Source organism: Tepidisphaeraceae bacterium (assembly GCA_035998445.1).
GTDB lineage: Bacteria > Planctomycetota > Phycisphaerae > Tepidisphaerales > Tepidisphaeraceae > DASYHQ01.
In genome coordinates this window covers 113,604-139,818 of record DASYHQ010000026.1, presented here as the reverse complement: position 1 = coordinate 139,818, position 26,215 = coordinate 113,604, and the positions used below count along the sequence as shown (strand labels likewise).

Genomic DNA, 26,215 nt, shown 5'->3' with positions numbered 1-26,215 from the left:
CCTATAGAGAGAGATGGCCTGAAATGGTTGACGGAAAACTCGGGACGATCGGGGCCCTCGCTGCATCGGCGGCGGGGCTTGTTTGTTCGGGCGTTGCGGACGGTAACGTAATGACCGATTCGCGTTCGATGATCTGATTGCGAAGGATGAGCCGCGACGGGGTGCGGTCGCCTTCTTCGATCTGCCGCAGCAGCAGGTCCAGCGACGCTTTCGCCAACTGATCCAGCGGCTGGGCGAGGGTCGTCATTGGGGGAGACAGGAACTGCGAGACCTGGCTAGATTCCATTCCTAGCAGTGAAACCCGATCGGGCACACGCACACCAAGGACGTCTCTTAAGATATACGAAGCCTCGAGGCCCAGGTTCTCGTTCGCAATGAAAATTGCGGTCGGTTCGCTGGCTAAAACGCGCTGCAGCAGGCCGTACATCGGCTGGTGCTCGGTAAACGCGATCAGGCTGCTGTCGAGATCGATTTCAGATCGCTGGGCCTGCTCGCGGAAGCCCTCGACACGCTCCAGCGAACCCCAGTTGTGCTGCTCTTCACAGATCAGCGCGATCCGGCGATGCCCGCGACCCACGAGGTATTCGACGGCCATCTGACCATCCATGCGGTGGTCGGTCGCGACGGCTGAAAACTCAGGGACGTCCACGCGGTTCAGCAGGACGACCGGCACATCACCTAGCTGATGCAAACGTTGTACCGTCACGTCGTCCCACGCCATGGCCAGCACACCGTCGATCAATCGATCATTCAGCCGACAGAGATTGTGTTCCGTGCAAAGTTCCACGGCCACGTCGTGGTGCGACAGTGCCTGGATGACGTGGCTGAGCAGGTTTGGCACAAACGCGCTGGCGGTTGCGTACTGGTGACGGTCGACGACGACGCCAATCGTTATCGGCCGAGACTTGCCACGCGGGCGCAGGCCTGCGTCACGGGCCTGGTCCAGCACCCGCCTGCGGGTGGCGAGCGCGATGCCGTTGTGGTTGTTCAACACCCGGCTGACCGTGCTGGCTGACACACCCGTTTTGGTGGCCAATTCGTAGATCGATTGGGTCCGTTTGTTTTGCATACAAAAGCTGCGCGTCCGGGCCAGAGAAGTGGTGGTGGCCCAACATGACGCAACTGTTGCAGATAATACCCCACGTTTTCCAATCAGGCCAATCGGCGGCCAAATTTTTTCTGCAACGGCTTAGCCGACGCGTGGTATGCACGGTACAAGCAGCTTCCTGTTTAGAATGTGACGAAACTGTTGCACTGCATCAGGGACTTCCCTTAGGATCGGCTGCAAACGTGTCCCCGGTACGTGGTAATGGGTGACGCTTTTATAGCCATCCGCGAGGCCGCGGGTTGCGGTCCACTTCGTGGGACAATTCGAGGTTTCTGCCAGCCGTTCACGGGCATGATCGGCACGGCTAACGTCGCTTGTCAGCAACGCGCTGCCCTACACTTCAATGAAAGGTCAACTTATGTCGAAACCGTACCTGCGTCTCCTGGCGGTCCTGGTCGTGGTCTCCACCGGTGGTGTCAGCCGCGCGCAACAGGCCGACGCCTCACGCGAGATGTTCGGCGAACTTCGTCTCATCGATGAGGTGGTCGTCGGGCAGGAACAGGACACGCACGCGTTCACCGAATCGAAGCAGGGCGTCAGCGAGGTGCGCGACGTGCTGGGCAAGCCCACGCGCGTCATCCCCAACACCAACGACGTCGGCGTCTACGTGACCTACCGCCTTGGCAAGGGCATGGGGCTGAAGGCCAACGGCGCGTACGTGCTGCAGGTCGAGTATCCGGAGGACGCGCCGCGCACGATGTTCGTCCACAACCGCGCCTCGGAGACCTCGCGCGGCCTGTACACCGGTTCCACCGTCGGCGACGTGTTGCGCGGGCGGTACGTGCACTCGAACCCCGAATCGCTCCAGTACCCGCTGTCGGGCAAGCACGAGCAGTTTCAAATGTTGTTCTACCTGCAGGACAAATCGTTCAGCCTGAAGGTCCCGCGCGACCAACCGATCAAGCGCGACGTGACGCCGGCCGACGGTGTGCCGGTGATCATCTCGCAATGGAAGGCAAAGAACGCGCCGATGTCGGAAGGGGCGGCGTTCTCGCGCATCGCGCTGTACGAGGTCGTCGACCCGAGCAAGCTGAAGCTGTCGATCAACTACCCGCCCGGCGATCTGCCCCGGCGGCACCTGTTCTGGCGGGAGGAGATGAGCGACGGCATCGTGAACGGTGACGATCCGGGCTTCAAGAACGACGTCGACTGGTACGCCGCCAAGGCCAACCTCATGCAGTTCCTCGGCATGAACACCTATACGATCGACATGCTCGAATTCGGGCACAACCAGGGCTGGGACACCACGCCCGGCGGGCCAAACTGGATGAACGCCAGCAAGACGCCCAAGCGCTGGGAGAACGTGCTGAAGATGCTGAAGGACGGCGGCTACGACTTCACCGTCCTGCCGTACTACGAGTACGCCGGCAGCGTCGGGGGCAACAGCCCGGGCACCAGGAAGTTCGCCCGCCCGCTGAGCGACGAGGAGGCCTACACGCACATCACCTGGAGCGAGAAGGCCTACGCCGACGTGACCGAGCCGGAAATTCTGGAAGATGCCAAGAAGGTGCTCGACCTCACGATCAACCGCTGGAAGGACGTCATGCCCTTCACCGGCGCGTGGATCCGCCCGCGGCCCAGCCACATGCCGGTCAGCTTCTCCGATTCGGCACTGAAGAAGTTCTCGACTGACGTGATGAACGGCAAGTCGGTGTCGCGCGAGCAACTGCGGCAGCGCGGCGAGATGTACGAGCAGTACATCGGCTGGTGGAACGACCAGCGGCAGAAGTTCCTCGTCGCGCTGCGCGACCATCTGCGCCAAGCTGGCAACGAGGATGCGATGATCCTGTTCACCGCTGACGCCAGCGAGCCCGGCGTTGGCATCGGTGGCAACACCGTCGTCACCGACGACGTGGCCGCGTGGCAACAGCTGGCCAGCGCGAAGAGCCTGGAGATCAACCCGGTCGCGTTCAACACGGTGCTGGAGGAGAACCGCTACCTGAAGGCGCTGCTGGCGCCGCACGGCACGTGGGGCAAGTGGGAGTGGGAACACTCGGTCCCCAGCGCCGATCCGGCCAACTACAAGGAGACCGAAGGCGTCGTCCTCAGCTACCCGTTCAACCGCATGTACACCGTGAGCTCGCCGGAGACGCTTGACGCGTACCGCTCGAAGGCGGGGCTGGGCATGGTGCGGCACTTCTGCCTGAACGAGAACGAGATGGAGGAATCGATCGGGTACTTCGTGATGGACGTCGAGCGCACCGGCGCCCACATGATGCACGCCGAGGTGACGGCCGTCGCCAACGGCGATCCGATTTACATCGGATACCTGGCTGGCCACCAGTTCAACCGTGGCTTCCCGCACTACGCCCGGCGGTTCAACCAGGCGTACCTCTCGCTGCCGGCACTGCCGAGCGAGGTGCTGAACGACGCGACGAGCGACGACGAGGTCGTCGTCCGTTCGATTCGCACGGAAGGGCAGGGCACTTGGCTGGCGATCGCTAACACGGGCATGGCCCCGAAGGCCGAGGTCGTGGTGAAGCTGCCCGCCGGTGGCAACGGTCAGGTGACCGATGCCGCGACGGGCAAGGCGTTGCAGGCCGAAGGCGGTCAACTGAAGCTGTCGATGGACGCCGCTGAACTGCGGTCGATCCACATTCGGTAACACCGGCTTTTCGGCCAACATCACCGATAGAAAAGACCTTGCCGCTTCAGCGGCAAGGTCTTTTCACATACGATCTTCTCGAAACCCACTAATCACCATCAACCGAGCCCACACGATGCAGAGAATGACGCTAATCGAAAATCGCGTAACGCGTGTGCTGATCCTGCTGATCGTTGCATTGCTCGGCATGCAACCGGTCGTCCGTGGCGCGACGACGCGCGTCGCCGAATTGATTGAGCACGAGGGCTCGCGCGGTTTCTGGATCAACGCTGAATCTACAGAAGCCTTCGTTGCCATTGAGCCGGAGTTTCGCGTCCTGTCATTCCGGAAGACCGGCGAGACATCCCTGATGGCCGACGCCAGCGTCGCGCAGAAGGGGGTGCGACTGGCGTTCATGGAGCCGGACCAGGTTCCGACATCGTTCGATGTCGGCATGCAGCCGGCCGAGGTGCTGAAGCGATCCGCCAGCGGTGCCACGGTTCGCCTCGCGCCCGCAGCCGGCCTGCGATACGAGGTGGCGGTTGAACTGGCGGGGGGCGAGCGGCCACAGCTGACGTTGGGTTACGCCTTGCAGAACGTCGGTGACGAGCCGCGCGTCGTGGCGCCCTGGAGCGTGGTCGCGTTTGCGCGTAATGGCACGATGGTCGTCCCCTTTGGAACAAAGCCGCGCGCCCGTCGGCGGCTCGTCTATTCGTGGTGGACGAAGCTGCCGCAACCCGGCCTGCAGTACGGTCGCGACGCTGTGACCGCCGACGCGGCCGCGCCGCTGGCGGGCACGGCGATGAAGGTGGGGGTGATCAACGACACGGGGTGGATCGCCTTCGCGCGTGGCGATCGGGCGCTTGTTAGCAAGGTCGACTTCGACGCCAACGCGGCCTATCCCGAAGACGGCGCCAACGTCACGTTCTTTCAATCGGGCGACGCCAAGGCGCCATGGGCCGAGACCGAGCAAATGGGCGCGCTGAAAAGCGTGCGGCCGGGCGAGTCGACGCAAATGCGTGAGACGCTCACGCTGCTGCAGTTGGGGCCCGCACCCGATGCACCGGCCGATCCCGACGCGTGGCGCAGCCGGATCGAGTCAGCCATGGGTGTTGCGCCGCCGATCAAGTGAAGATCGTCTGCAGCAGGTTCTGTTCCAAGTCTGCCCGCTTCACCTCGGCAGGGTTCACTGGCAGCAGCACTTCAAAGCCCGGCCCAAGCGGGGCGCTGCGGTGGACGAGGATATCGCCGCCATGTTGCTGGGCGATCGAGAAGGTGCTGAGCAGGCCAAGGCCGAGCTCCGAGGGGTCGTTCTTCGGGAACGCGAACGGCGTGAAGAACGTCGCCACATCCTGATCCGTCCAGGCCGGCCCGTCGCCGGTAATGCGAATCTGAACCGCCTGTGCGCCACGGTGGGGCGCCGCGGCGCTCAGCGTCACGTTGATCTTGCCCGCGGCGTTGCCGTGCTGCGCGACGTAGGTCACCAGGATCTTGAGCAGATCGGTGATGCGCGCCGCGTCGCCTTTCAGGGTCCCAAGTCCGGCCTCGGCCTTCACGACCAGGCGGTCGGGCGCGACGTTGGGTTGCGTGGAGGCAAGTGTTTCGGTCAGCAGCTTGTCGGGCTGCAGTTCATCGTTGAACGCGCAGGTGGGGTCGATCACGGCACGCTGGAACTGCTCGAGCATCTGAATCAACCGATCGCGCTCGTCGACGGCCAGCGCCCAGAGCTGTCGGGCACACTCGGCGCTCTCGGGTGTCGACATCGGCGCCGGACCCGTGTTGGCCGGGTCGAACTCTTCCAGGAAGCAGCCCATGGCCGTCACGGAATTGCGCAGGTGATGCGTGAGGCCGAACGTGAGGTTGTTCAGGCTGCGCACGCGGTCCTCGACGACCATACGGCGCAGGCTGCTCATCTTGATCTGCAGCAGCTGGTCGCGCTCGCCGCGCTCCAGGAAGACGTCGAGCGCGCTCTTGAGCACCTCGCGCATCTTCGCGAACTCGACCGGCTTGGTGAGGTACTTGTAGATCGCGCCACCGTTCACGGCCTCGATCGCGCTGTCGAGCTCGGAGTATGCGGTGACGAGGATGCGCATGATGTGCGGCCAGCGCGTGCAGACCTCCTTCAGCAGTTCGGTGCCGCACTGCCGGGGCATGCGCTGGTCGCTCAGCACGACGGCGATCTTGTGGTGGTCGCGCTCGAGGATCGCCAGCGCGGCTTCGACGCTGTTGGCGGTCAGCGCCTGGAAGTCGCGGCCGATGCCCTTCTGGAAGTACTTCAGGGCCTGCTCTTCGTCGTCGACGTAGAGCACGGCGAACTTGGCGTATTTGGATGTCTCGGTCATGCCGCTTCCTTCCGTGCAGCGGCCAGGCCGAGGTCGAACGTGACCTCGGTCCACTGGCCCACTTCGCTGGCGACGGATATCGATCCGCCGTGGTTCTCGATGATCGTCTGGCAGATGCTCAACCCGAGGCCGGTGCCCTCGCCGGGCTGCTTCGTCGTGAAGAACGGCTCGAACACGCGGGGCATGTCAGCCTTGGACACGCCCGTGCCGTTGTCGCGCACCGACACCGCCAGCCGCCCGTTGCGCGCAGTGGCGGTGATGGTGATCTGCGGGTTGTTCAGCGGGCCCTTGGCGCGAATAGCGTGGGCGGCGTTGATCAGCAGGTTCATGAAGACGTGCATGACCTGCGTCTTGGCGCCCAGCGCGTTTACGCCGACGACCGCCGAGCCGTCGATCGGGATGTCCTTTAGTTCCTGCGCGGTCAGCCGGCCGGCGGTCGTCAACGCCTCTTCCAGGCTGAACTCGTGCTCGTCGGTCAGCTTCGATGGGTAGGCGAACGCGCGCAGGTCGGCGATCACGCTGCGAATGCGGCCCATGCCCTGGCCGATGTCCGTCAGCGTCTCCTTCAGACTCTCGTTGTCGCCGACCTCTTGCTCGGCGCATTCCAAGGCCATGAAGGTGAAGTTCAGCGGGTTGTTGATCTCGTGCAGCAGGCCGGCCGACAGCTTGCCGAGCGCGTTCATCTTTTCGGACTGCACCAGCTGGACCTCGGTCTCCTTCAGCTTGCGCACGGTGGTCGCCAGTTCGACGTTGTTCTGGTCCAACTCGTAGCGCAGCCGGAACTCTTGGAACCGCCGGCGGGCGTTGAAGTGGTTGGAGGTCATCGCGATCATTGCCGTCATCACCAGGAAGTAGAAGTTGTTGACGACGATGCTGACGTTCAACGGCGGCGCCTCGACGCCCGCCGTCATCGGCACCACGTGGTGCAGCGTGCACGCGGCCACGTACGAGCTGACGACGAACCCGCAGATGCCCAATGCTTCGGCCAACGTGTACGGCACGAGCAGGATGGCCGCGGCCATCACGATGTTCAGGCCGGCGTAGTAGGGCGAGTGCGCGCCCTCGGTGGCGTAGATCATCCACGAGATCGAGAACGCCGACAGGATCAGCGGCATGCTGTCGATCCACCGGACGTTCCGCTGCCCCCAACTCTTGAACAACGAGATCAGGAACGGCAGCATCGCCAGCGAACAGAGCAGCCGCACCTTGAAGAACGGCCACGCCAGGTCCGGGTAGACGAAGTAGTCCAGCCCCACGCACGCCGGCACGAGAAACACCGCCAGCGGGAAGCAGATCTTCGCCTGCCGGATGCGCAGACCGACGTAGAACTCCTTGTACGCTTGGACGAGCGCGGTCGGCAGCGGTTGGCTCGGGGATGAATCGCTCATGCGTCCCGGATCGTTCCACGTTGACAGAAAATCTCCCCCTGTTGCGCGCACGCCGTCTCACAAACGCACCGCGACCGTTGCCGCGCATGCGTTGGCTACATCACCTATCGGCTAGTTCGGTCGGGATGTTTGGGAGGGGATTGCGCCCAAAAAGTGGCCGCGTGAACGACGACGGCCGCAGGCGCGCGTCAGCAATGCGAGCGGCCATCCTGCGCGTTACGAACGCCAACAACGAGGCGGAAGGTCCTGAGTTATCCGGACCTTCCGCCTGTCATCGACTGAATTGTGGCGCGTGTTGAGGCTACGCCTTGCAGATGTCCAGGAAGACGATGTTCTCGTTCTCTTCGATGTACGCCTTGCGGGCGAGCGTTTCCGCTTGGGGAATCGTCGCAGCCAGGGCCATCATCTGGTCGGCGTTGCGGTAGATCAGCTTCCAGTCGAGCAGGGCGTCCATGTAGGCGGCGCAGGTCGTTTCCGGCGCGAAGTTGGCCACGACGAGGCGGCCGCCGGGGTTCAGCATCTCGAACATGCGCTGGGTCAGCTTGCCGGCGATGCGGTCGTCGAGGTAGTCGTAGAGGCCGGTGCTGTAGATCAGGTCGAACTTCTCGCTGGCCAGCGGGCCACGGAACATGGCGCGGATGGAACTGCAGACCGTCGTGACACCGAGCCGGCCGACCTCGCGATCGACCAACTGCAGGCTTAGCTCGTCCTGGTCTAGCGCGACGAAGCGGCCGGTCTTGCCTGCCAGCACGGCGCTGGAGAGCGACGCCTCGCGCAGGTGACCGCAGGCCACCGACAGCACGTGCGGGCTGGCGGTGGTGGCACACAGGTCGTTCAGGATGGTCGCCATCAGATCGCGGCGCCGGCGAACGGCATGACCGGCGGAGATGTCGCGGGTGTACTCGAAGATGCGCTCGCCCAGGGGCGACACGTCGTCCGCCTCGGACATCCGGCAGCTGCGCGTGTACAGGAAATCGATAAGGACCGCGTCACCGGCATAACCGCGCGGCTTGTTAAAGCAGCGGGCGGCGAAGGGGTCCTGATGAATCAGCTGCCGCACGGGGTGGTCCAGGCACTGCTGGCAAATGCGTGCCCAGACGTCCGCATCGCTGGCGGATTTGACCGACCAGAGAACGGATAGTAAGTCTTGCATGGCGGGGCCGACCTCGTCGATCGAGCCCTGTAAACGAGCGTGCACGCGATCGAGCATGGTCGCGGTGACGACGCTGGCGACGTTCCACTGTGCGGGGCGCTCGATCAGCGCGCTCCACTCGGCCGTCCGTGCCTGACCCAGGCCGAGCGCCAGGGGCTCGCGCAGGAGCGTCGCCGCCGAAATCGCGTTGTAATCGTCTTTGGCCATGATAAGTACCTTCCCAATACAAATGGACGGCGACGGCGCCGCAGCCTCTGGGTGCGCATCGCAAGCGTTGCCCGCGACGCGCGAGTCGGACGGGGCCGCGGCCCATCCCGGTGGCGACGTCCGTTGCGCGCATCGCAGATCTAGACCACGTGGGGTCGAACATCGACCATAATGTGGCGCCTGCACGACTGGTTGTTTCAAACTTGCCCGTTGTCGGTCGAGGGACAATTTACGCTGCAAATGAAAGGTTTAGCACGGTCCGAGTAAACCCGCTTGCAACTGGTTTTATCCCTGCTCAGTACGCATCCTAATTGCTTCGCCACGCTCAAAAAAGAAAATTTTCTGCGCGCGGTCATGTTTTGTCCACGAACACATAAAACCGCAATCGTGTGACCGTTTCCGTCGACATTATCGGATCTGTCGGTACTTCCCACCTGTTGATAACTCTGTGCATAGCCGCGTCCGCGCGCGTACGTTGTGCGCTGTTCCCTCCATCCCGTTCACGTCCGGCAAGTGGAAATATCAGCGCAATCGGAAATGTCGTCCCGCTCAACTGCCGATGAAGCCGAGGTCGGCGGTTCCGAACACCCTGAAGGCAGGGCATCGTCCGCGGGCGAATGAAAAGCAATGGAGTGTGTGCGATGCGAGTTGATCGACGATTCATTCTCGGTGCGATTGGTTTCTCCCTGGTCGTGGTCCAAGCATCGCACGGCGGTGGCATCGAGGTGCCGATGCAAGGCGCCCGGGCCGCGGGCCAGGCGGATGCGTTCACCGCGCAGGCGGACGACGCGTCGGCGATCTACTACAACCCGGCGGGCCTCACGCAGTTGAAGGGCACGCAGATCGAGGCGGGCGCCTACCTGCTGAACGCCGAGTTCACGCTGACGCGCGATACGGGCCCCGAAGAGCAGATGCAGAAGAACACCGTCCTGCCGCACCTGTACATCGCCAGCGACTTCGGCACCGAGAAGTGGCGCTTCGGCCTTGGCGTGAACAACGTTTTCGGTCTCAACGAAGACTGGGACGACGACGGCTCGCTGCGCCTGATCGTCAACGAGGCGCAGCTGGCGCTGATCAACATTGCGCCCACCGTCGCCTACCAGTTCACCCCTCAGTTCTCCGCCGGCGTGGCGCTGAACATCTACTACGGTCGGTTGAACCTAACGCGCAACGCGATCGTCGCGGCGCCACCGGTGCCGGAAGGCCAGTTCGACTACGACGGTGAGGCGTTCGCGTTCGGCGTGACGCCGGGCATGCTGTGGAAGATCAACAAGCGCCACGCGATCGGCGCCTACTACCGCTCGCCGTTCAACATGGAATTCGAAGGCGACGCCTCGGTCGAAGTCGCGGGCAACGCCGTCGCGGGCCCGAGCGAAACGAAGGCGAAGCTGGACTTTCCGCAGAGCATCGGCGTTGGTTACGCCTTCCGGCCGGTCGAGCGGTTGAAGCTTGAGCTGGACGTGGTCTGGACGGATTGGGACACGGTCGACCAGCTGTCCTTCTCGTCGTCGAACGCGGCGTTCGACAACCAGGCGATGCCGGCCGACTGGGACAGTGGCTTCACGTACCGCTTTGGCACCGAATATCAGGTGAACACCAACTGGACGCTGCGCGCCGGCTACGCCTACAGCGAAAACGCCGTGCCGGACGCGACGTTCTCCCCGATCATCCCGGACTCGAACTATCACCTGTTCAGCCTTGGCGTCGGTTACGGCACGGAGCGCTGGGGCATCAACCTGGCCGGACAGTACATCCACCGCGAGAGCCACGAGGTCTCGGGCAGCGTGTACTCGCCACTGGTCGACGGGCGCTGGGAGAACGAGATGTTCGGCCTGATGGCGACGTTCTCGCTGAAGCTGTAGTTCGCTGACGGAGCAGGACGTACATGAAGACCACCAGCACCCCCGTGCCCTCAATCGATCGGACTTCCGCCAACGCTCCCGCTCGGCCGGTAACCAACCCCGGCGCTGTGCCGGCGGCGGCGGTCAGCGATCGACGCGCCGAGGCGCGTGCCGCGCGGAGGGCAGTGGTGGTGATGCCGTTCGGTCCTGGCCTGTATGACGGGTTCGAGCACGCCACCATGACCGACTGTTCGCTTCATGGCGTCGGGCTGTGGATGGATCATCCGTTGGCGCCGGGAACGCATTTCTTCCTGAAGCTGAAGCTCGCGACCGTCGCGCTGGCGGTGTACGCGGTGAAACACTGCGAGCCGTGCGACGGTGGCCATCACATTGGCGCCGCCTTCAGCCATGTGGTCGGCAACGAGGACCGCGACGGCGCGGCCGACCGGATCTACGAGGCACTTTTGGCTCTGCCGACGATCGAAGCGCTGCCCGAGTAAACTTTTAAACACGCGATCCGCTCGCCTTACCGCACGCCGCAAAATTATCGGTGCAGTTCATCCGCCAGTCATCGTCGGCGGTACTGGATTTGCACACCGTACCTGTAGCCCCGTGGCGCGATGTCGCGGTGGAACCAGGAGACGCATTATGGCAAAAGCAAAAGGAATGCACGGCGACAAGGATCGTAAACAGCGCGGCCGTAGTCAGATCTCGGATATCCCAGCCGCTTCGCCCACCAGTCCTATGGTCCCGCAAGTGGCCAGAACGGAAGCGAGCCGTCCCGGACCCGGTAAGACCATGACCAAGCACCGTGGCGATCGCCGCGACACGAACCCCACCTACACCACAAACGTGAAGCACTCGGCTCGTGGCAACACCCCGCGGCGCGACGTTTCCACGCGCGCCAGGTAGGCCGAACGGCCGATTCGGGTAACTGTGACAAGTACAACGTCGCCGTCGGGACGAACGTCCTGTCGGCGACGTTTTTTTGCGACCAACCTAAAACTCGTCCCGCGAAAACGTTCCGATCGCCGACACGTCGCCTTTGGTTTCTACGACGGTGGTGGCTGGTGGGCTGGTTTGCAGGTCGACCATCTCGCGGTAACGCCCGCTGGCCTGCATCAGCTCCTCGTGACGTCCCTGCTCGATGATCCGGCCGTTCTCCAGCACCAGGATGCGGTTCGCGTGCGCCACCGTGCTCAGCCGGTGTGCGATGACGAAGCTGGTCCGTCCCGCCATCAGGGCCTGCAGGCTGCCTTGGATCAATCGCTCCGATTCGGTGTCGAGGTTGCTCGTGGCCTCATCGAGGATGAGGATGCGCGGGTCGGCCAAGATGGCACGGGCGATGGTCAACCGCTGACGCTGGCCACCCGATAGTTTCACGCCGCGCTCACCGATGAGCGACTCGTACCCATCGGGCAGCTTCTCGATGAACTCGTGTGCGTTGGCCAGTCTCGCGGCCCGCTGGATCTCTTCGATCGTCGCCCCGCGCCGGCCGTAGGCGATGTTGGCGGCAATCGTGCCGTCGAACAGGAAGGTGTCCTGTTCCACGATGCCCAGCAGGCGCCGGTAGCTGTCGGCGCTGATGTCGCGCAAATCCACGCCGTCCAGCATTACTGAACCGCTCGTGGGGTCGTAGAAGCGGGCGACGAGGTTGCAGAGCGTGGTCTTGCCAGCGCCACTGGGACCGACCAGCGCGATCATCTCGCCCGGCCGCACGTCGAGATTGATGTCCTGCAGCACCGGCGCCTCGACGCCGGCGTACTTGAACGAGACGTTGCGCATCGCAAGGTGACCGGTCACCGTGTCGTGACTGACGACGCGCGCGCCGGGTTTGTCGGGCATCTCTAAAGGTTCACCGAGCAGGTCGAGCACGCGATCGAGGCCCGACAGGTTGTTCTGCAGCGCCGTCGCGCTGCCCGCCAGCGCAGCAATGGGCCCGAGCAGGGCGCCCAGGTAGGCCAGGAACATCACGAGGTCGCCGACGGTAAGCGCCTGTTGCGCGGTGATGGCGCCGGTGCGCAACTTCTCCATGTCGCCCAGCACCCGATTGCCACCCCAGAACAGCAGCAGCGCCGACGCGAACGGGATGAGGACCGACCAGGCGACGTCGACGCCGCGCATCCACCACCACGCGAAGATCTCCTGCCGCGCCATCAGGTGACCGTTGCGCGTGAAGGTCGCGGCCTCGGCCTGTTGGCGCGAGAAGGAGCGCACGACGCGCATGCCACCGAACGCCTCGGTGGCGTGGGAATCGATGCGCTGGCGCGTCGAGCGGATATCGCGGAAGATTGGTCGGATGCGCCCGATCCAAGTGCGGTGCGTCAGCCAGACGGTGGGCAATAGCAGCAGCGACCCCAGCAGCAACCGCCAATCGACGAACGCCAGGATCACGAGGCTGCCGATCAGTTGGATGATCGCCCGCCAGGGGTTGTAGAGCATCGAGAAGATCAGGTCGGCCACGCCGCCGGCGTCCTCGCGCAGGATCGAGGCGACGCCACCCGACTTCAGGTCGTACACGCGATGCAACGGCAGGCGCACCGCGTGGTCGAACACGCGCTTGCGCACCGACACCTGCACGCGCTTGGTCATGCGCGTGGTCTGCCAGCGGCTCCAGACGCCGCACAGCTCGGCCAACGCCGCGATCGTGACCATGCCCACCGCTACCACCGTCAGCAGCTGCCGGGGGTTGGTGGGCAGCGGCACCCAACTGGGCAGGCCGGTGGGCAGGGGGTCTTCGCGCAGCACGCTGTCGAAGACGATCTTCGTGCCGTACAGCGGCAGCAGCCCGAGCAGCGTCGAGATGGCGAGCAGTCCCAGCGCGAAGAACAGCGTGCCGTGGAACCCGTCCAGCAATCCCCAGAACTCGCGAAACAGCTTCACGAACGTGCGGGTGCGCGGCCCGCGGTATTTGGGGTCGACCTGCGGCCGCCCCAAGCCGTTGCCGTCGGTGCGCTGTCCGGTAGAACCGGGAGCCTCCTTACGGCGTTCCTTCAGCGTGGTGCGATACTCTCGGTAGCGTTGGCGGCTGGAACGGGAGGACAAATTCATAGGGCGTTACCATCTCGGCCGTAATGTGACGTACGACGTGCAGCGGGTGAATCTTAGGCACGCACGCCACGCGATGCACGAGGTGGGCCAAAGTTTGCTGTGTGCGTACGTTGCGCGACCTCGCCGCCGCCGCCAATCTTCATCCTGAGGTACTTCGAAGGATCTCCCCGTATCCCGGCAGGAAGAGATCCTTCGGAGTGCCTCAGAGGATGTTAAAGCGCAACGCCGCGTCCGCTCCGACCGTGGCATGGGCGTCCCGCCCATGCTTGTAGTGAGGCCGGAAGACAGGATTGGTTGCAGCGGCTCGGTCGGCGCAGCAGCCAACAAATGAAGCTTCTCATTCCAGTCCACAAGCATGGGCGAGACGCCCATGCCACGGCCAATGCAACCGCAGCCGTGTTTTTAACACCCTCTCACGATGATGGATCTGCATGAAGTACCTGTCTGGCGGTTATGATGCCGCGTCATGTCACCCACGCGCCGCCGACTTCTGCAGCAGGGACTGGGGCTCGCCACGCTCGCCTTGGCCGGTTCACCGGCGTACGCGGGGGTGGATGATCGGCGTCGGAAACTGCTCTTGAACCATGTCGGTTTCACACCCATCGGCGCAAAACACGTGCTGATGACCGGCGGTGCCGCGGTGCCGTTTACCGTGCGCCGTTCCGAGTTGCGCGACGTGGTACACAATGGCGAGATGATCCCGTTCAAGGGCGATCATGGCGATTACGTTGTCGGTGATTTCAGCGCAATCGCGCAACAGGGGACTTACGAGATCGAGGCCGGTGGTGTGACGTCGGGCGCGTTCGACGTTCGGCCGGACGTGTACCAGGATGCGATCAACAAGAGCATCGCCTACTTCGCCGTGCAGCGTTGTGGCGACAGTCGATCGGGCTACAACCAGCCATGCCATCTGGACGACGGGCGCCGCAGCGACAACGGCAAGCGGCAGGACGTCTCCGGTGGCTGGCACGACGCCTGCGACGTGCGCAAGTGGGTGACGGCGACGATCTACGGCATGACCGGCCTGTCGCGCGTGTTGGACACCCTCGGCCCCAAAGTTGTCGACCGAGCCGCCATCGTCGACGAGCTGCTCTGGGGCAACCAGTACTTCCGCAAGATGCAGGAGCCGGGGGGCTACGTGATGAACTACTGCGGTGGGGATGATGGCAACAACTTCACCGACAACCTTCAAGGCTCGGCCGACGACCGGGTTATTCACGTCGAACCGTGCGAGGTGCCGGCGCAGTTTCACTTCATCGCGGCGCAGGCGGCGATGGTGCGCCACCTGCGCGAGGCCGACATCGCCTACGCGCGTGCCGCAGAGGCCTCGGCCATGCGCTGCCTGGACTGGTGCGTCGAACGCCGCACGCCGCGCACTGCGGTATCGCTGGCGGCGGGGGTGATCGCCTGCGTCGAACTTCATCGCGCCATCAACATCGGCGGTGGCGACCGCAGTGCCCGCGCGCGACTGAAGACGCTGGCGGCGGGTTATACCCGGCAACTACTGGCGCTTCAGGTGAATGACGCCGCTGCGCCGGTGCGTGGGTTCTTCCGGCATCATCCGGACGAACCGGAGCCATCGCGCGAGATCATGCACGGCAACCTGCCGTTGCTGGCGATCTGTGAAGCGATCGGTGAATTTGCCGACCACCGCGACGCCGCGCTGTGGCGCGGCGCGCTCGAGCGGCACATCGAATACTTGCAAACGATGAGCGGCCGGTCGGCGTTTGGCACGATCCCGTTCGGGCTGTACAGCGGTAGCGATCCCGGTGGCGACCGGCGATTGGGCGCGTACTGGTACCGCTGGTTCATGCAGGACCACGATGAGCGCAACCCGGCGTCCGACTGGTGGGTGGGCATCAACGCGCATCTGGCTTCCAACGGCGTGGGCCTGTGCCGTGCCGGTCGGCTGATGCGAGAGCCGCGATTGATCGCGCTGGCGCAGCGGCAGCTCGACTGGATTATCGGAACCAACCCGTTCGGCGCCAGCACGATCAGCGGTGTGGGCAGGAGCCAGCCCGAACTGTTCGTCACCAGCGAGTTCAAACCGGTAACGCCGAACATCCCCGGTGGCGTGATGAACGGGCTGGCCGGCTCGAAACGGGACGAGGTCGTGCTGGAGTCGGGCAGCTACAACACGAGCGAGTACTGGACGCCGATGGTCGCCTACACGATGTGGCTGATGGCCGAGTTAGCGACTGCAAAGTCGTAGGCGGAGCGAACTGATCTACAGGCATATGCTCGCCAGCTTCGACCCGATAATAAGCCGCCTGCCGATGTTAAGATCGCGGACTTTTGCCGTCTGTGACCCCTAGGTCATTTGTTGTATACGCCATCCGCCTGGTTTGGTGCCGAATCGGCTTGCGCACGGCCAAATCTTGTTGACGATGCTGCCGTTACCTCACAGTATGAAGCTGTGGGCTAGGGGCCGGACGGGCATCGCCATCTTCACCGGTTGACGTCTTACGTTCTGGAGCCGAACGGCTTCGTGCGTGGGAGGTGCGCTTATAGGTGATGGCGGTTTCCGGGCACAGGGTGAGCGTCTACTTCAGGGGTGGGACGACCAACCGAGCACTACCCGCACGAGGATGGCCGCGCCATTTGGCGCGACCGGGCTTTAGGAGCGCAACGAAGATGCTTCAATCCATTCGCAGCGAGAACACGGATCTGGCCCGCGGCACCGCCGGTGGTGGCGGTGCAGCCGCGGACGCGGCCGCGACGTCGTCACCGTTGATCGACGTGCTGTGGCGCCGCCGCTGGGTGCTGGTGGTGACGACGGCGGCCTGCCTGGCGTTCGCGGCGATCTACCTGCTGATCGCCACGCCGGTCTACGTCGCCACGGCCCGCGTGCAGGTCGAGGAGAACGCGCCCCGCGTGCTCAACGAGAGCCGCGACCCGGCGTTGCGGTCGGAGAACTACCTGCAGACGCAGGTGAACGTGTTCCAGTCCATCCAGGTGCTGGCGCGGGCGCTGGAGAAGGTGCAGTATGCCGAGCTGAAGACCTTCGCGCACGTCACGGGCGACCCGGTCGATTGGCTGCGCTCGTCGGGCGCGATGTCGGTCGAGGTGGCGCGCAAGGCGGACGTGATCGCCGTCACCATGGAATCGGCCCACCCCGATGAGGCGGCGGCCATCGTCAACAGCATCGTCGAGACCTACATCGTCGAACAGGCCCTGCAGCGCCGCTCGACCGGAACCGAGATGGTGGGCGTGCTGCAGCGCGAGCGAGAGGACCTTCACCAGAAGCGCGACGCGATCCTGCAGCAGATGTTGACCAGCACCCGGCGCAACGGCGTGGTGTCGTTCCAGGCCGACCGGGGCAACACCGTCGTCGACCGCATCACGTCGCTCGCCCGCTCGCTGACCGAAGCCGAACTGGCCGCGATCGAGCTGCGCACGCAGCGCGAATCGATCGAGGCGATGATGGCGAGCCCGGCGTCGCTGTCGGGGCACGTGCAGGCGCAACAGTCAAAGGGCAACGACTCCGGCGACCGCGAGTACAACGAGCTGCGCTCGCAGCTGGTGCAGTACTCGCTGGCCCTGTCGAACGCGATGGCGCTGCAGGGGGAGAACAACAAGCGCGTGCAGGCGCTGCAGGTGACGGTCGACTCGCTGAAGCAGCTGGTGGCCGCCAAGGAGGTCTCGATTGCCAACGGTCACCTGGCGGTCGTCACCGCGCAGCTCGCGGCGGCCGAGCAGAAGGAACGCCAGATCCGCGCGGCGCTGAAGGCGCAGCAGGACCTGGCAATGGACCAGAGCCCCGAGGCGACCGAGCATCGTAACTTGGAGGCTACGGCCGACCGCATTCAGCGTCAGCTGGACCTACTGGACAGCCGCATCGCCGAGATCCGCGTGAATAACGTTGAGGTGGGCCCGCTGAGCGTGCAGGTGATCGAGCCTGCCCGCGCCGCGGCACGTCCGATCAAGCCGAAGAAGACGATGACGCTGATCGCCGCGCTACTGGCCGGCTGGGTGATCGGCATCGGCATCGCGCTGCTGCGTGAGTGGCAGGACGCCCGGTTGCGTACGCCCGAGGAAATCCGGGCCGTGCTCGGCACGCCGGTGATCGCGATGATCCCGCGCATCAACCCGCAGTTCTCGCCGGTCACGCGTGGCCAGCTCGTGCGGCTGGACATGCGGTCCCCCGCGGCCGAGGCGTACCGCGGCGTGCGGACGCTGCTGCAGCTGGGCAGCTCCAGCGGCGCCAAGACGATCCTGATGGCCTCGCCGGCGTCCGGTGACGGCAAGTCGACCACCGCCAGCAACCTCGCGATCGCGCTGGCGCAGGCCGGCGACCGCACGCTGATCGTCGACTGCGATTTGCGCCAGCCCGTGCAGCACATGATCTTCGAGATCAGCGGCGAGGTCGGCGTGTCGAGCGTGCTGGCGGGTGAGGCGAAGCTGCGCGACGCGATCAGCCCGACCGAGATCCCAGGGCTGTACGTGCTGCCCTGCGGCCCGGTGCCGGAGAACCCGTCGGAACTGCTGACGGGCAAGAAGTTTGCCCGGCTGATGCAGTCGCTGACGAAGTCGTTCGACCGCATCATCATCGATTCGCCCCCGCTGATGAACGTGACCGACGCCCGCATCCTGGCGGCGTCGGCCGACGCGACGATCGTCGTGCTGCGCATGAACCGTTCGATGCGCCGCTTGGGCGTGCTGGCGCTGGACGGCCTGGACAAGGTCGGCGCCAACGTGCTGGGCGCGATCGCCAACGACGTGCCGAGCGACCGCGACTCGCGCCAGTACTACGGCAGCGTGCTGCAGTACGAGCGCGACACGAAGCGCATGCTGACGCTGGCACAGGCCGGCGGCGGCGACCCGAACCGCCGGATGTCGCCGAACGTGACGCCACCGAACTTCGCGGTGCAGGCGCTGACGATCAACGAGCCCGACTGGTCGCGCGATTCGCAGCAGCAGTGACCCGCGCCCACGTGAATCGCCGGATGGCCGTGACCGATGTTGCCTTGAGACCCCGAGCCGAACATGACCACCGCATACGAAACCGCCAGCGAGCTTGAGCTCGACTTCGACGACCTGCTGGATGACGGCATCCTCGACAAGGACGACGTCGCACGCGCCCGCGAGAGCTCGGACGCGTCGCGCAACCCAACGGGCATCGCGCTGCAGAGCGAGGCCTGGAGCAGCACCGACGCGCAGGCGCTGCGGGTGACGTTCCGCCGGTGCCTTCGCACCACCGGGCCGTTCATCGGCGCCGACGCGCTGGCGCTGGCGACGTGCGGGTCGATCGCGCAGGCCATGATGTCATGGCTTGCGCCCGAGGCGGCAGCGTACGTGGGGCTGGCGGCGCCGCTGGCGCTGTTGCCGATGCTGGTGTCGTACTGGATCAGCGGGCTGTACTCGGAGATCTGGGTGCACCCGGTGATCGAGCTGCGTCAGCTGTCGTACGTGACCACGATGACCATGTTCGCCGGCGCAGCCGTCGGCCTGCTGATCTGGCCGTTCCCGCTATGGTGCGCCGTGGCTTGGGTCGCCGCGCTGGTGTTGGTGCCGCTGTTCCGCGTACTCGTCCGCCGGCTGCTGGGCAACGCGGGGTGGTGGGGCTTCCCGACGCTCATCATCGCCACGGGCGACAGCGTCGCCGCGATCACGAGCGCGCTGCTGCGGGCGAAGTATTCGGGCCTGCGTCCGGTGCTGTTGACCGACCCGAAGGGCAAGTGCCGCACGTCGATCATGCCCGTCGTGAACGACCCGGCCACGCTCGAGTCGATGCTTCGCGCCCAGGGCATTCGCCATGCGGTGGTGTCGCTGCCGGAGTTCTCTAACTCGCGCATGAGCAAGATGATCGACCGCTACGGCGACCAGATTCCGCACATGCTCGTGTGGTCCGACGCGTCCACGCTGCCCGCGCTCTGGGGCGCGTCGCGCAACAGTGGCCGGTTGAGCGGCCTGGAAGTGCGCAACTCGCTGCTGCTGGCGACGCTGCAGGGCGCCAAGCGCGTGCTGGACGTCGTGATCGCCTGGACCGCGCTGGTGATGGCGCTGCCGATCATGGTCTTCATCGCTATCGTCATGAAGTCGACCGACGCAGGCCCGCTGTTCTTCGGCCACACGCGCATCGGGCGCCACGGCAAGCCGTTCAAGGCCTGGAAGTTCCGCACGATGCAGGTCAACGGCGACCAGATCCTGCGCGACCACCTGGCGCGCAACCCGGCGGCCAAGGCGGAGTGGGAGCGCGATCACAAGCTCGTGAACGACCCCCGCGTTACCCGCATTGGCCGGTTCCTGCGCATCAGCAGCTTGGATGAACTCCCTCAGATCTGGAACGTGCTGAAGGGCGACATGAGCTTGGTCGGCCCGCGCCCGATCGTGACCGCCGAGGTGCATCGGTACGGCGACCTGTTCCGGCTTTACACGGCCGTGAAGCCGGGCATCACCGGTCTGTGGCAAGTGTCGGGCCGCACGGGCATTGGGTACGAGGACCGGGTGCGGCTGGACGAGTTCTACATCCGCCATTGGTCGCCCTGGCTGGACGTCTACATCATCGCCAAGACGTTTGTGGCGCTGGCCAAGCGTGATGGAGCTTGTTGATCGCAAGAGGTGGGGGGCGGGCAACCGGTCGTTAGCGCAATCGGTCCGGCGAATCGTTTGGACGAGTTCGGTTGGTCAACACTCCCATGCAGCAGCACAGTCGACATTTCCTCTCGCATACGGGCATCTACCTCATTGCACGCGGGCTGCCGGGCATCGTGGCGTTCGTCGCGATTCCCCTGTTCTCCCGCCTGCTCGAGCCCGCCGACTACGGGCGCTACGCGCTGGTCGTGGCGACGGTGGGGCTGCTGAACGCATTGTTGTTCCAGTGGCTGCGCCTGTCCCTCATGCGCTACATGCCGGCGTACAAGGGCGACCCGCATCGATTGAAGTCGACGCTGCTCTCGGTGGCGCTGCTGATGATCGCGGCGCTCGGTGTGCTTGCGGCCGGCATTTGCCTGCTGCCGATCGGCAGCGAATGGCGATCGCTGATCCTGCCGTGCTGGGTGGTGCTGGCGGTGCAGGCGATGTTCGAGCTGTTCAGCGAGTACTCGCGCGCCGTCATCCAGCCGTGGCGCAACATGGTGTTCCAGCTGATGCGGGTCGGTGCCTTTGTTCTCGTCGGCGCGGCGTTCGTGTGGGGCGGTTGGACCTGGTGGGGGCCATTGGCAGGCGCAACGGTCGGCATGCTGCTGGCGATCGTCTACGGCTTCAGGCAGGACTGGCGGGGCGTGCGGCTTTCCATCGACCCCGTCATGCTCAAACGGCTGGCGGTCTACGGCGTGCCCTTGTCGCTAACCGTCGCTCTGGCGGTGGTCATCAGCGTTTCCGACCGCTTCCTCATCAGCTGGTACCTCGGCGAGTCGGCCGCCGGGCTGTACGCGGTCGCGAACGATTTCACGGAGCAGTCGCTCACGATGCTCATGATGGTGGTGAACCTTGCGATGTATCCCCTGGCCGTGCGTGCCTGGGAAGAGCAGGGGCGCGACGCCGCGCAGGACCAGATGCGCAGCAACGCCTCGCTGCTGATGGCAGTGGGGCTGCCGGCCGTGGTGGGCATCGGCGTGCTGACGCCGGGCATTGCCACGTGCTTTTTCGGTGAACGCTTCCGCGAGTCGGCGGTTGGCGTTATGCCGCTGATCGCGATTGCGGCGTTCCTGGGCGGCCTGAAGGCGTACCACTTCGACGCTGCGTTTCAGTTCGCCCACCGCACGATCTATCAGGTATGGATCGTCCTTTTCGTTGCGATCGTCAACATCGTCTTAAACGTCATCGCGATCCCCACGTGGGGCATCAAAGGTGCCGCCGGCGCAACGCTGCTGGCCTACGTCGTGTCGATCGGGCTGACGGCGTACTTCGGCCGGCGGCATTTCGCATTGCCGTTCCCGCTGAAGGCGTGTGCGCAGGTCGTGCTGGCGTGCGGGGTTATGGCAATGGTGCTGTGGCCGTTCCGCGATGCGATCACCCCGGCCATGGTGGCCACCCAGATCGCGGTGGGCATTGGGGTGTACGGAGTGGTCTTGATCGGCAGCAACTTCCTCGGGCTTCGCGACGCGATCGCGCAAAAGTACCTGGGCGTTGAGGTCGATCTGAAGTCGAGCGGTCATTGCGATGGTGACGTTGCGGTGCATCTGGTCGAGACGAGGCAGGCGTAAGCGTTATGAAACAGTCGACCGAACCGCAAACGATCTGCATGTTTACCCCGTCGGCCAGCGGTGGGCACCCGTTGTACACCGCTGAGCTGATGACGGCGCTGGCTGCCCAGTCGCACGGTGGCTACCGCTACGAACTGCTGAGCAGCGTCGACCTGCAACCGCAGTTTCGCGACAAGCCCTACCCGGTCCACCCGATCTTGCCGGCGTTGCATCACAAGCGGTCGTACGCGAACCGGCTGGCCTGGGTGCTGAGCCGGGTGACGCACTACCCGCGCCGCGAGCGCGCGTTCCTGACGTGGCTGAAGACGCGCCCTGACATTGCAGGCGTCCACCTGCAGGAGTGGAAGTACTGGCTGGCGATGCCGCTTATCCGCGGCCTTCAGCGTCAGGGCAAGCGCGTCTACCACACCGTTCACAACGTCTACCCGCACCGGTATCCGACGTACCTGCCAAAGGCATTCGTCGATCGGCTGTGCCGTCGCGCGTTTATGCAGTGCGACGGCCTGTTCGTGCTGACCGATCGCTTGGCTGAAGAACTGAAGGCGTTCCTGGGCCCGGCGCACCCGCCGATCCACGTTACGCCGCACGGCGTGTGGACCGTGCCCGATGCGGAACCGTCCGCCAGCATCGATGAGCGCATGACCTGGAAGCGGCTGCTGTTCTTCGGCGCGATCCGCATGAACAAGGGCCTGCACCTGCTGCTGAAGGCCGCCGAATCGTTGCCGGGCTACAGCATCACCATTGCCGGCGACGTGTGGGACCGCGATTACTTCGCCGCGCAGATCGTGCCGCAGATCAAACGCCTGCGAGAGATGGGCGTTGAGGTGACGCTGGTCGACCGCTTCATCAAGGATGAGGAGGTCGGGCCGCTGTTTAAATCGCACAGCGCGATCGTGCTGCCGTACACGAAGCAGTTCGTCGCCCAGAGCGGCGTGGTCTACATGGCGCTGGCGTACGGCCTGCCCGTGGTGGCCAGCGAAGAGGGTGGGCTGCGCGATCTGCTGCGCGAGGCGCAGATCGGCGCGACGTTCAACGAGCCCACGCCCGAGGCGCTGGCGACGGCCGTTCGGTCTTTGGAATCGGCCGAGGCGCGGCAGGGGCTGCTGCAGGCGATGCAGGCGGCCAAGCAACGCTACTCGTGGAAGGCCGCCGCCCGCGCCACCGCGACGGCGTACGTCGCCATCTCCACCGAGGGACGAAGGGAGGAGGATGTTTGCACCATCCGCACATCTCCCGCGCACTGAACTGCCGCTCGAGTACCGCACGATCCCGTCATCGCTCGATGACAGTGGTCGCTTTGCGCTGCTGGTCGGCTCGCTCGGTTTCTTCAGCCTGATTCCCTACATGGGGATTCCGGTCGGCGATCAGACCGCGCTCCAGGTCGGCCACTTCCTGGCTGCGCTCATTTGCGCCGGGCTGCTGTTCGTCTCGTGGCGCAACCGGCCGTTCTGGATCTACCCGCTGATGATCGCGCCGCTGTGCCTGTCGGTGCTGCGCGTGTCGGTCGAGGGCAACGGCGACGCGTCGTTGGGGCTGAAATCCCTGCTGGTCTGGATGACGTCGCTCGTGCCGCTGCTGGCGGTGCAGCTGTGCGCGCCACGGTACCTGCTGGCGTTCCTGACTGGCGCTGCCTGCGCAACGCTATTGCACTTTGCGGTGGGGCTGTGGCAGCTGATGGTCTTCGCATCCGGCGAGTTCCCGCTGCTGTGGCTGTACTACAACCCGTCGTTCCTGAGCGTGCAGGACAACGCCGTCACCATCGCCCGCTACCAGCGCCGACCGTTCGGCATCTTCCCCGAGCCGTCGGCCATGTCGAGCTCCCTGGCACCTTGGGTGCTGCTGTGGATGGCGAACCTGCTGGGCCTCGTGCGATTCCGGCTAACACCGGAGCGCTGGCAGCGCATTCTGTTCGCGTGCGCCGCTGCGGGCGGGCTGTCGCTGATCATCTTCTCGCAATCGGGCCACGCCGCCATCACGCTGCTGGCCGCTGCGGTGTTCATCGCCACGTGGTTCGTGCGGTCCAAGGCCACCTCCGGCACGTACGCCACCATCCTGTTGATGTTCGGCGTGATCACGCCGTTCATGCTGTGGATGGCCATAACGTCACTGGCGAACCGCGTCGGCGGGTCGGAGATGGGCAACAGTTCGTGGGAGGACCGATCCCAGTCGCTATTGATCGGGTTGAACCTGTGGCTGGACACCGGAGTCGCCAACGCGATCTGTGGCTTCGGGCTGGGGCTGACATCGCCGGTCTTGAGCCGCGAGTATCAGCTGGAAGCCGTGTGGAGCGTGCTGTTGACGTACGTTTATGAGACAGGATTGATCGGCGTAGTCGCGGTGGGCTGCGTCGCGATGCACCTGGTGCGCTGCTGGAGGAAATCGGGCTACAGCGCCGCGTTCGCGGCCATCACCATGGTGTGGCTGGTTGGCGTCACCATCACTACCAGCTACCTGCAACTGCTATCGCTCTGGATGACGCTGGGCTGGCTGAGCATCTGGCCCGAGGTCTGCCGGGCCCCCGGCAGCCTGCCGGTGGCGGTCGCCGAGCGGGTAGTTGCGCATCAACCACGCGTGCGCCGTTCGGCGTGGCGCGCAGATGACGCGGCTCGACCCGCGCCAGCAACAACTGCAAACAGCGGCAACGCGCGACGCAGATGGTCGGAGGGCGAATGATCCACCAACCTTCCGACAACTTCGCACACTCGGTGACGGCCGGCGTCCTGCAGATGGGCGAGATGGGCGCCGCGATCGCGGCGGTCCTGAAGGCCCGCGGTTGCCGCGTCGTCACCACATCGGGTGGGCGTAGCCGTGAGACGACCGACCGCGCCAACGCCGCTGGCGTAGAGGTGCTCGACTCGCTCGCGGCGGTTGCCCACGAGGCGGACGTCGTCTTCTCGCTCGTCGTCCCCGCGGTGGCCGAACAGGCGGCGACCGACTACTGCGATGCCGCACGCGGCGTGCGCAGCCCCGCGCTCTACGTCGACCTCAACTCCGTCTCGCCCGAACTGGCCATTGCGATCGGCGATCGGTTGAAGCGGCAGCGCATTCAGTACGTCGACGGCGCGATCAACGGCTTGGCGAAGAACCTGACCAGCAGCGCGACGATGTTCCTCAGTGGGCTACACGCGCAGCGCGTTGCGGGGCTATTTGGTGACGCCGTGAAGACGCGCGTGCTCGGCCGCGAGGTCGGCGCGGCATCGTCGATGAAGATGCTGCTGAGCGGGCTGTCGAAAGGCGTGTGCGCACTTTACGCCGAGCTCGCCATGCTCGCCGATCAGCGTGGCATGCTCGACGCGATGTTGAGCGAGACGGCAACGATCTACCCGGGCATTCACGCGTTGGTCGAGCGCATGCTCCCAACGTATGCCACGCACGCGGCTCGTCGCACGACGGAAGTTGCCGAACTCGAATCGACCGCCGTAGCCGCAGGGCTTGAGCCCTGCGTCATCACGGCCGTCCGACAGATGCATCAGGACATCGCAAACGTGTCGTTCGATACGGCGCACGCCAAAGGCTGGACGGTCGAATCGTTCGTCCGACAGCTGAGTAGCGCCGCGCGTGACAACGCCACCGCAACCGCTGGCGGTCCGACCGTGACCGCGGGAGACAATTATGGCCAATAAACCACGATCGGCTCACCTGCACCCGGGCCCCGGCTTCCGCGTGAAGATGAACTTCGAGCGGCTGTCGGCCGACCTCATGCGCCAGTTCCGCGCGTTTGCCACGCCCGACATTTCCGACCTGCTGAACCGCCTGTACGCGGTGAACCCTGAGATCCGCTGCCTGACCAGCCCCAGCCACCAGATCTGCGGGCCCGCATGCACGGTTAAGGTGTTCCCCGGCGACAACCTCATGGTGCATAAGGCCCTCGACGTGCTGGAACCCGGCGACATCGTCATGGTGGATGCAGGCGGCTCGCGCATGAACGCCGTGCTCGGCGACCTGATCTCCACGAAGGCCAAGCACCGCGGCGCTGCGGGCTTCGTCATCGACGGGCTCGTGCGCGATCTGCCGAGCATTCAGGAACTGGACTTTCCGGTCTTCGCGCGTGGCACGACGCCGATTGGCCCGCTGCACCGCGGGCCGGGCGAGATCAACTACCCGATTACCTGTGGCGGCATCGTGGTGAACCCCGGCGACCTGATCGTCGGCGACGCCGCCGGAGTGGTGGTGGTGCCGCAGGGCATCGCCGAGGAGCTTCTGTTCCGCCTTCAGTCGCACGCCGCCACCAATGCGACGTACCTGGAATCGGTGAAGCAGGGCAACTTCTCCAATGCCTGGGTCGATCAACTCCTGACGACCATGGATTGCCCGGTCGAGCGCGGCGGGCCGGTCAGCGGGCAACCCCAACCCGTGTTGGAGAACGTGGCCCACTAGCCGCGCAGCGATCGCTA

17 protein-coding genes are annotated in these 26,215 nt (G+C 64.8%); 12 read left to right on the top strand and 5 right to left on the bottom strand.

Going from position 1 to position 26,215, the window contains the following annotated elements; genetic code table 11:
* Nucleotide 1: 1 nt before the first annotated feature.
* The gene (locus VGN72_11510) at nucleotides 2–1,036 is read right to left on the bottom strand and encodes a LacI family DNA-binding transcriptional regulator (GenBank protein ID HEV7299983.1); all 1,035 of its coding nucleotides are present in this window, start codon (nucleotides 1,034–1,036) and stop codon (nucleotides 2–4) included.
* Nucleotides 1,037–1,466: 430 nt separating this feature from the next.
* Here VGN72_11510 and VGN72_11505 point away from each other — a divergent pair, with 430 nt between their 5' ends.
* Both VGN72_11505 and VGN72_11500 read left to right on the top strand, forming a co-directional pair.
* Nucleotides 1,467–3,713, top strand: a complete 2,247-nt coding sequence (locus tag VGN72_11505) for a hypothetical protein (protein ID HEV7299982.1) — start codon at nucleotides 1,467–1,469, stop codon at nucleotides 3,711–3,713.
* 124 nt (nucleotides 3,714–3,837) lie between these two features.
* The gene (locus VGN72_11500) at nucleotides 3,838–4,824 is read left to right on the top strand and encodes a hypothetical protein (protein HEV7299981.1); all 987 of its coding nucleotides are present in this window, start codon (nucleotides 3,838–3,840) and stop codon (nucleotides 4,822–4,824) included.
* Here VGN72_11500 and VGN72_11495 read toward each other — a convergent pair.
* The 3 genes from VGN72_11495 to VGN72_11485 all read right to left on the bottom strand — a co-directional run bounded on the left by VGN72_11495 (nucleotide 4,817) and on the right by VGN72_11485 (nucleotide 8,782).
* Complete coding sequence (locus VGN72_11495) at nucleotides 4,817–6,034, bottom strand: hybrid sensor histidine kinase/response regulator (GenBank protein ID HEV7299980.1); 1,218 nt, start codon at nucleotides 6,032–6,034, stop codon at nucleotides 4,817–4,819. The two genes, VGN72_11500 and VGN72_11495, sit on opposite strands and share 8 nt — an antisense overlap.
* Complete coding sequence (locus VGN72_11490) at nucleotides 6,031–7,422, bottom strand: ATP-binding protein (GenBank protein HEV7299979.1); 1,392 nt, start codon at nucleotides 7,420–7,422, stop codon at nucleotides 6,031–6,033. The genes VGN72_11495 and VGN72_11490 overlap by 4 nt, the downstream gene beginning before the upstream one ends.
* Nucleotides 7,423–7,723: 301 nt before the next feature.
* Nucleotides 7,724–8,782, bottom strand: coding sequence for a class I SAM-dependent methyltransferase (locus VGN72_11485; protein HEV7299978.1), 1,059 nt, complete (start codon nucleotides 8,780–8,782; stop codon nucleotides 7,724–7,726).
* Between the two features lie 641 nt (nucleotides 8,783–9,423).
* On the opposite strand from VGN72_11485, the gene VGN72_11480 reads away from it, so the two are divergent.
* Together VGN72_11480 and VGN72_11475 are read left to right on the top strand one after the other, a co-directional pair.
* Complete coding sequence (locus tag VGN72_11480) at nucleotides 9,424–10,644, top strand: TonB-dependent receptor (protein HEV7299977.1); 1,221 nt, start codon at nucleotides 9,424–9,426, stop codon at nucleotides 10,642–10,644.
* Nucleotides 10,645–10,667: 23 nt separating this feature from the next.
* Complete coding sequence (locus tag VGN72_11475) at nucleotides 10,668–11,123, top strand: PilZ domain-containing protein (protein ID HEV7299976.1); 456 nt, start codon at nucleotides 10,668–10,670, stop codon at nucleotides 11,121–11,123.
* Between the two features lie 499 nt (nucleotides 11,124–11,622).
* Here VGN72_11475 and VGN72_11470 read toward each other — a convergent pair whose 3' ends face one another.
* Complete coding sequence (locus tag VGN72_11470; protein HEV7299975.1) at nucleotides 11,623–13,674, bottom strand: ABC transporter ATP-binding protein; 2,052 nt, start codon at nucleotides 13,672–13,674, stop codon at nucleotides 11,623–11,625.
* Nucleotides 13,675–14,140: 466 nt separating this feature from the next.
* Here VGN72_11470 and VGN72_11465 point away from each other — a divergent pair, with 466 nt between their 5' ends.
* The 8 genes from VGN72_11465 (at nucleotide 14,141) to VGN72_11430 (ending at nucleotide 26,198) form a co-directional block, all read left to right on the top strand.
* A complete protein-coding gene (locus VGN72_11465) occupies nucleotides 14,141–15,886 on the top strand; it encodes a glycoside hydrolase family 9 protein (protein ID HEV7299974.1) in 1,746 nt (581 codons plus the stop codon).
* 422 nt (nucleotides 15,887–16,308) lie between these two features.
* Nucleotides 16,309–18,597, top strand: a complete 2,289-nt coding sequence (locus VGN72_11460) for a polysaccharide biosynthesis tyrosine autokinase (GenBank protein HEV7299973.1) — start codon at nucleotides 16,309–16,311, stop codon at nucleotides 18,595–18,597.
* 63 nt (nucleotides 18,598–18,660) lie between these two features.
* Nucleotides 18,661–20,226 carry an undecaprenyl-phosphate galactose phosphotransferase WbaP gene (wbaP, locus tag VGN72_11455; GenBank protein ID HEV7299972.1) on the top strand — a complete coding sequence of 522 codons (1,566 nt, stop codon included), beginning with the start codon at nucleotides 18,661–18,663 and terminating at the stop codon, nucleotides 20,224–20,226.
* Nucleotides 20,227–20,312: 86 nt separating this feature from the next.
* Nucleotides 20,313–21,821, top strand: a complete 1,509-nt coding sequence (locus VGN72_11450; GenBank protein HEV7299971.1) for an oligosaccharide flippase family protein — start codon at nucleotides 20,313–20,315, stop codon at nucleotides 21,819–21,821.
* Between the two features lie 5 nt (nucleotides 21,822–21,826).
* Nucleotides 21,827–23,065, top strand: a complete 1,239-nt coding sequence (locus VGN72_11445) for a glycosyltransferase family 4 protein (GenBank protein HEV7299970.1) — start codon at nucleotides 21,827–21,829, stop codon at nucleotides 23,063–23,065.
* Nucleotides 23,031–24,494, top strand: coding sequence for a hypothetical protein (locus VGN72_11440; protein HEV7299969.1), 1,464 nt, complete (start codon nucleotides 23,031–23,033; stop codon nucleotides 24,492–24,494). Before VGN72_11445 ends, VGN72_11440 begins: the two co-directional genes overlap by 35 nt.
* Complete coding sequence (locus tag VGN72_11435; GenBank protein HEV7299968.1) at nucleotides 24,491–25,444, top strand: NAD(P)-binding domain-containing protein; 954 nt, start codon at nucleotides 24,491–24,493, stop codon at nucleotides 25,442–25,444. Before VGN72_11440 ends, VGN72_11435 begins: the two co-directional genes overlap by 4 nt.
* Entirely contained in the window at nucleotides 25,434–26,198 is a 765-nt protein-coding gene (locus VGN72_11430; protein HEV7299967.1) for a hypothetical protein, read from the top strand. The genes VGN72_11435 and VGN72_11430 overlap by 11 nt, the downstream gene beginning before the upstream one ends.
* The last annotated feature ends 17 nt before the right edge of the window (nucleotides 26,199–26,215 follow it).

What these genes read in the sequence shown, in the direction of transcription:
- VGN72_11505 (HEV7299982.1), top strand. Translation starts at nt 1,467, where the DNA reads ATGTCGAAACCGTACCTGCGTCTCCTGGCGGTCCTGGTCGTGGTCTCC.
- VGN72_11500 (HEV7299981.1), top strand. Translation starts at nt 3,838, where the DNA reads ATGACGCTAATCGAAAATCGCGTAACGCGTGTGCTGATCCTGCTGATC.
- VGN72_11495 (HEV7299980.1), bottom strand. Translation starts at nt 6,034, where the DNA reads ATGACCGAGACATCCAAATACGCCAAGTTCGCCGTGCTCTACGTCGAC.
- VGN72_11490 (HEV7299979.1), bottom strand. Translation starts at nt 7,422, where the DNA reads ATGAGCGATTCATCCCCGAGCCAACCGCTGCCGACCGCGCTCGTCCAA.
- VGN72_11485 (HEV7299978.1), bottom strand. Translation starts at nt 8,782, where the DNA reads ATGGCCAAAGACGATTACAACGCGATTTCGGCGGCGACGCTCCTGCGC.
- VGN72_11480 (HEV7299977.1), top strand. Translation starts at nt 9,424, where the DNA reads ATGCGAGTTGATCGACGATTCATTCTCGGTGCGATTGGTTTCTCCCTG.
- VGN72_11475 (HEV7299976.1), top strand. Translation starts at nt 10,668, where the DNA reads ATGAAGACCACCAGCACCCCCGTGCCCTCAATCGATCGGACTTCCGCC.
- VGN72_11470 (HEV7299975.1), bottom strand. Translation starts at nt 13,674, where the DNA reads ATGAATTTGTCCTCCCGTTCCAGCCGCCAACGCTACCGAGAGTATCGC.
- VGN72_11465 (HEV7299974.1), top strand. Translation starts at nt 14,141, where the DNA reads ATGTCACCCACGCGCCGCCGACTTCTGCAGCAGGGACTGGGGCTCGCC.
- VGN72_11460 (HEV7299973.1), top strand. Translation starts at nt 16,309, where the DNA reads ATGCTTCAATCCATTCGCAGCGAGAACACGGATCTGGCCCGCGGCACC.
- wbaP (HEV7299972.1), top strand. Translation starts at nt 18,661, where the DNA reads ATGACCACCGCATACGAAACCGCCAGCGAGCTTGAGCTCGACTTCGAC.
- VGN72_11450 (HEV7299971.1), top strand. Translation starts at nt 20,313, where the DNA reads ATGCAGCAGCACAGTCGACATTTCCTCTCGCATACGGGCATCTACCTC.
- VGN72_11445 (HEV7299970.1), top strand. Translation starts at nt 21,827, where the DNA reads ATGAAACAGTCGACCGAACCGCAAACGATCTGCATGTTTACCCCGTCG.
- VGN72_11440 (HEV7299969.1), top strand. Translation starts at nt 23,031, where the DNA reads ATGTTTGCACCATCCGCACATCTCCCGCGCACTGAACTGCCGCTCGAG.
- VGN72_11435 (HEV7299968.1), top strand. Translation starts at nt 24,491, where the DNA reads ATGATCCACCAACCTTCCGACAACTTCGCACACTCGGTGACGGCCGGC.
- VGN72_11430 (HEV7299967.1), top strand. Translation starts at nt 25,434, where the DNA reads ATGGCCAATAAACCACGATCGGCTCACCTGCACCCGGGCCCCGGCTTC.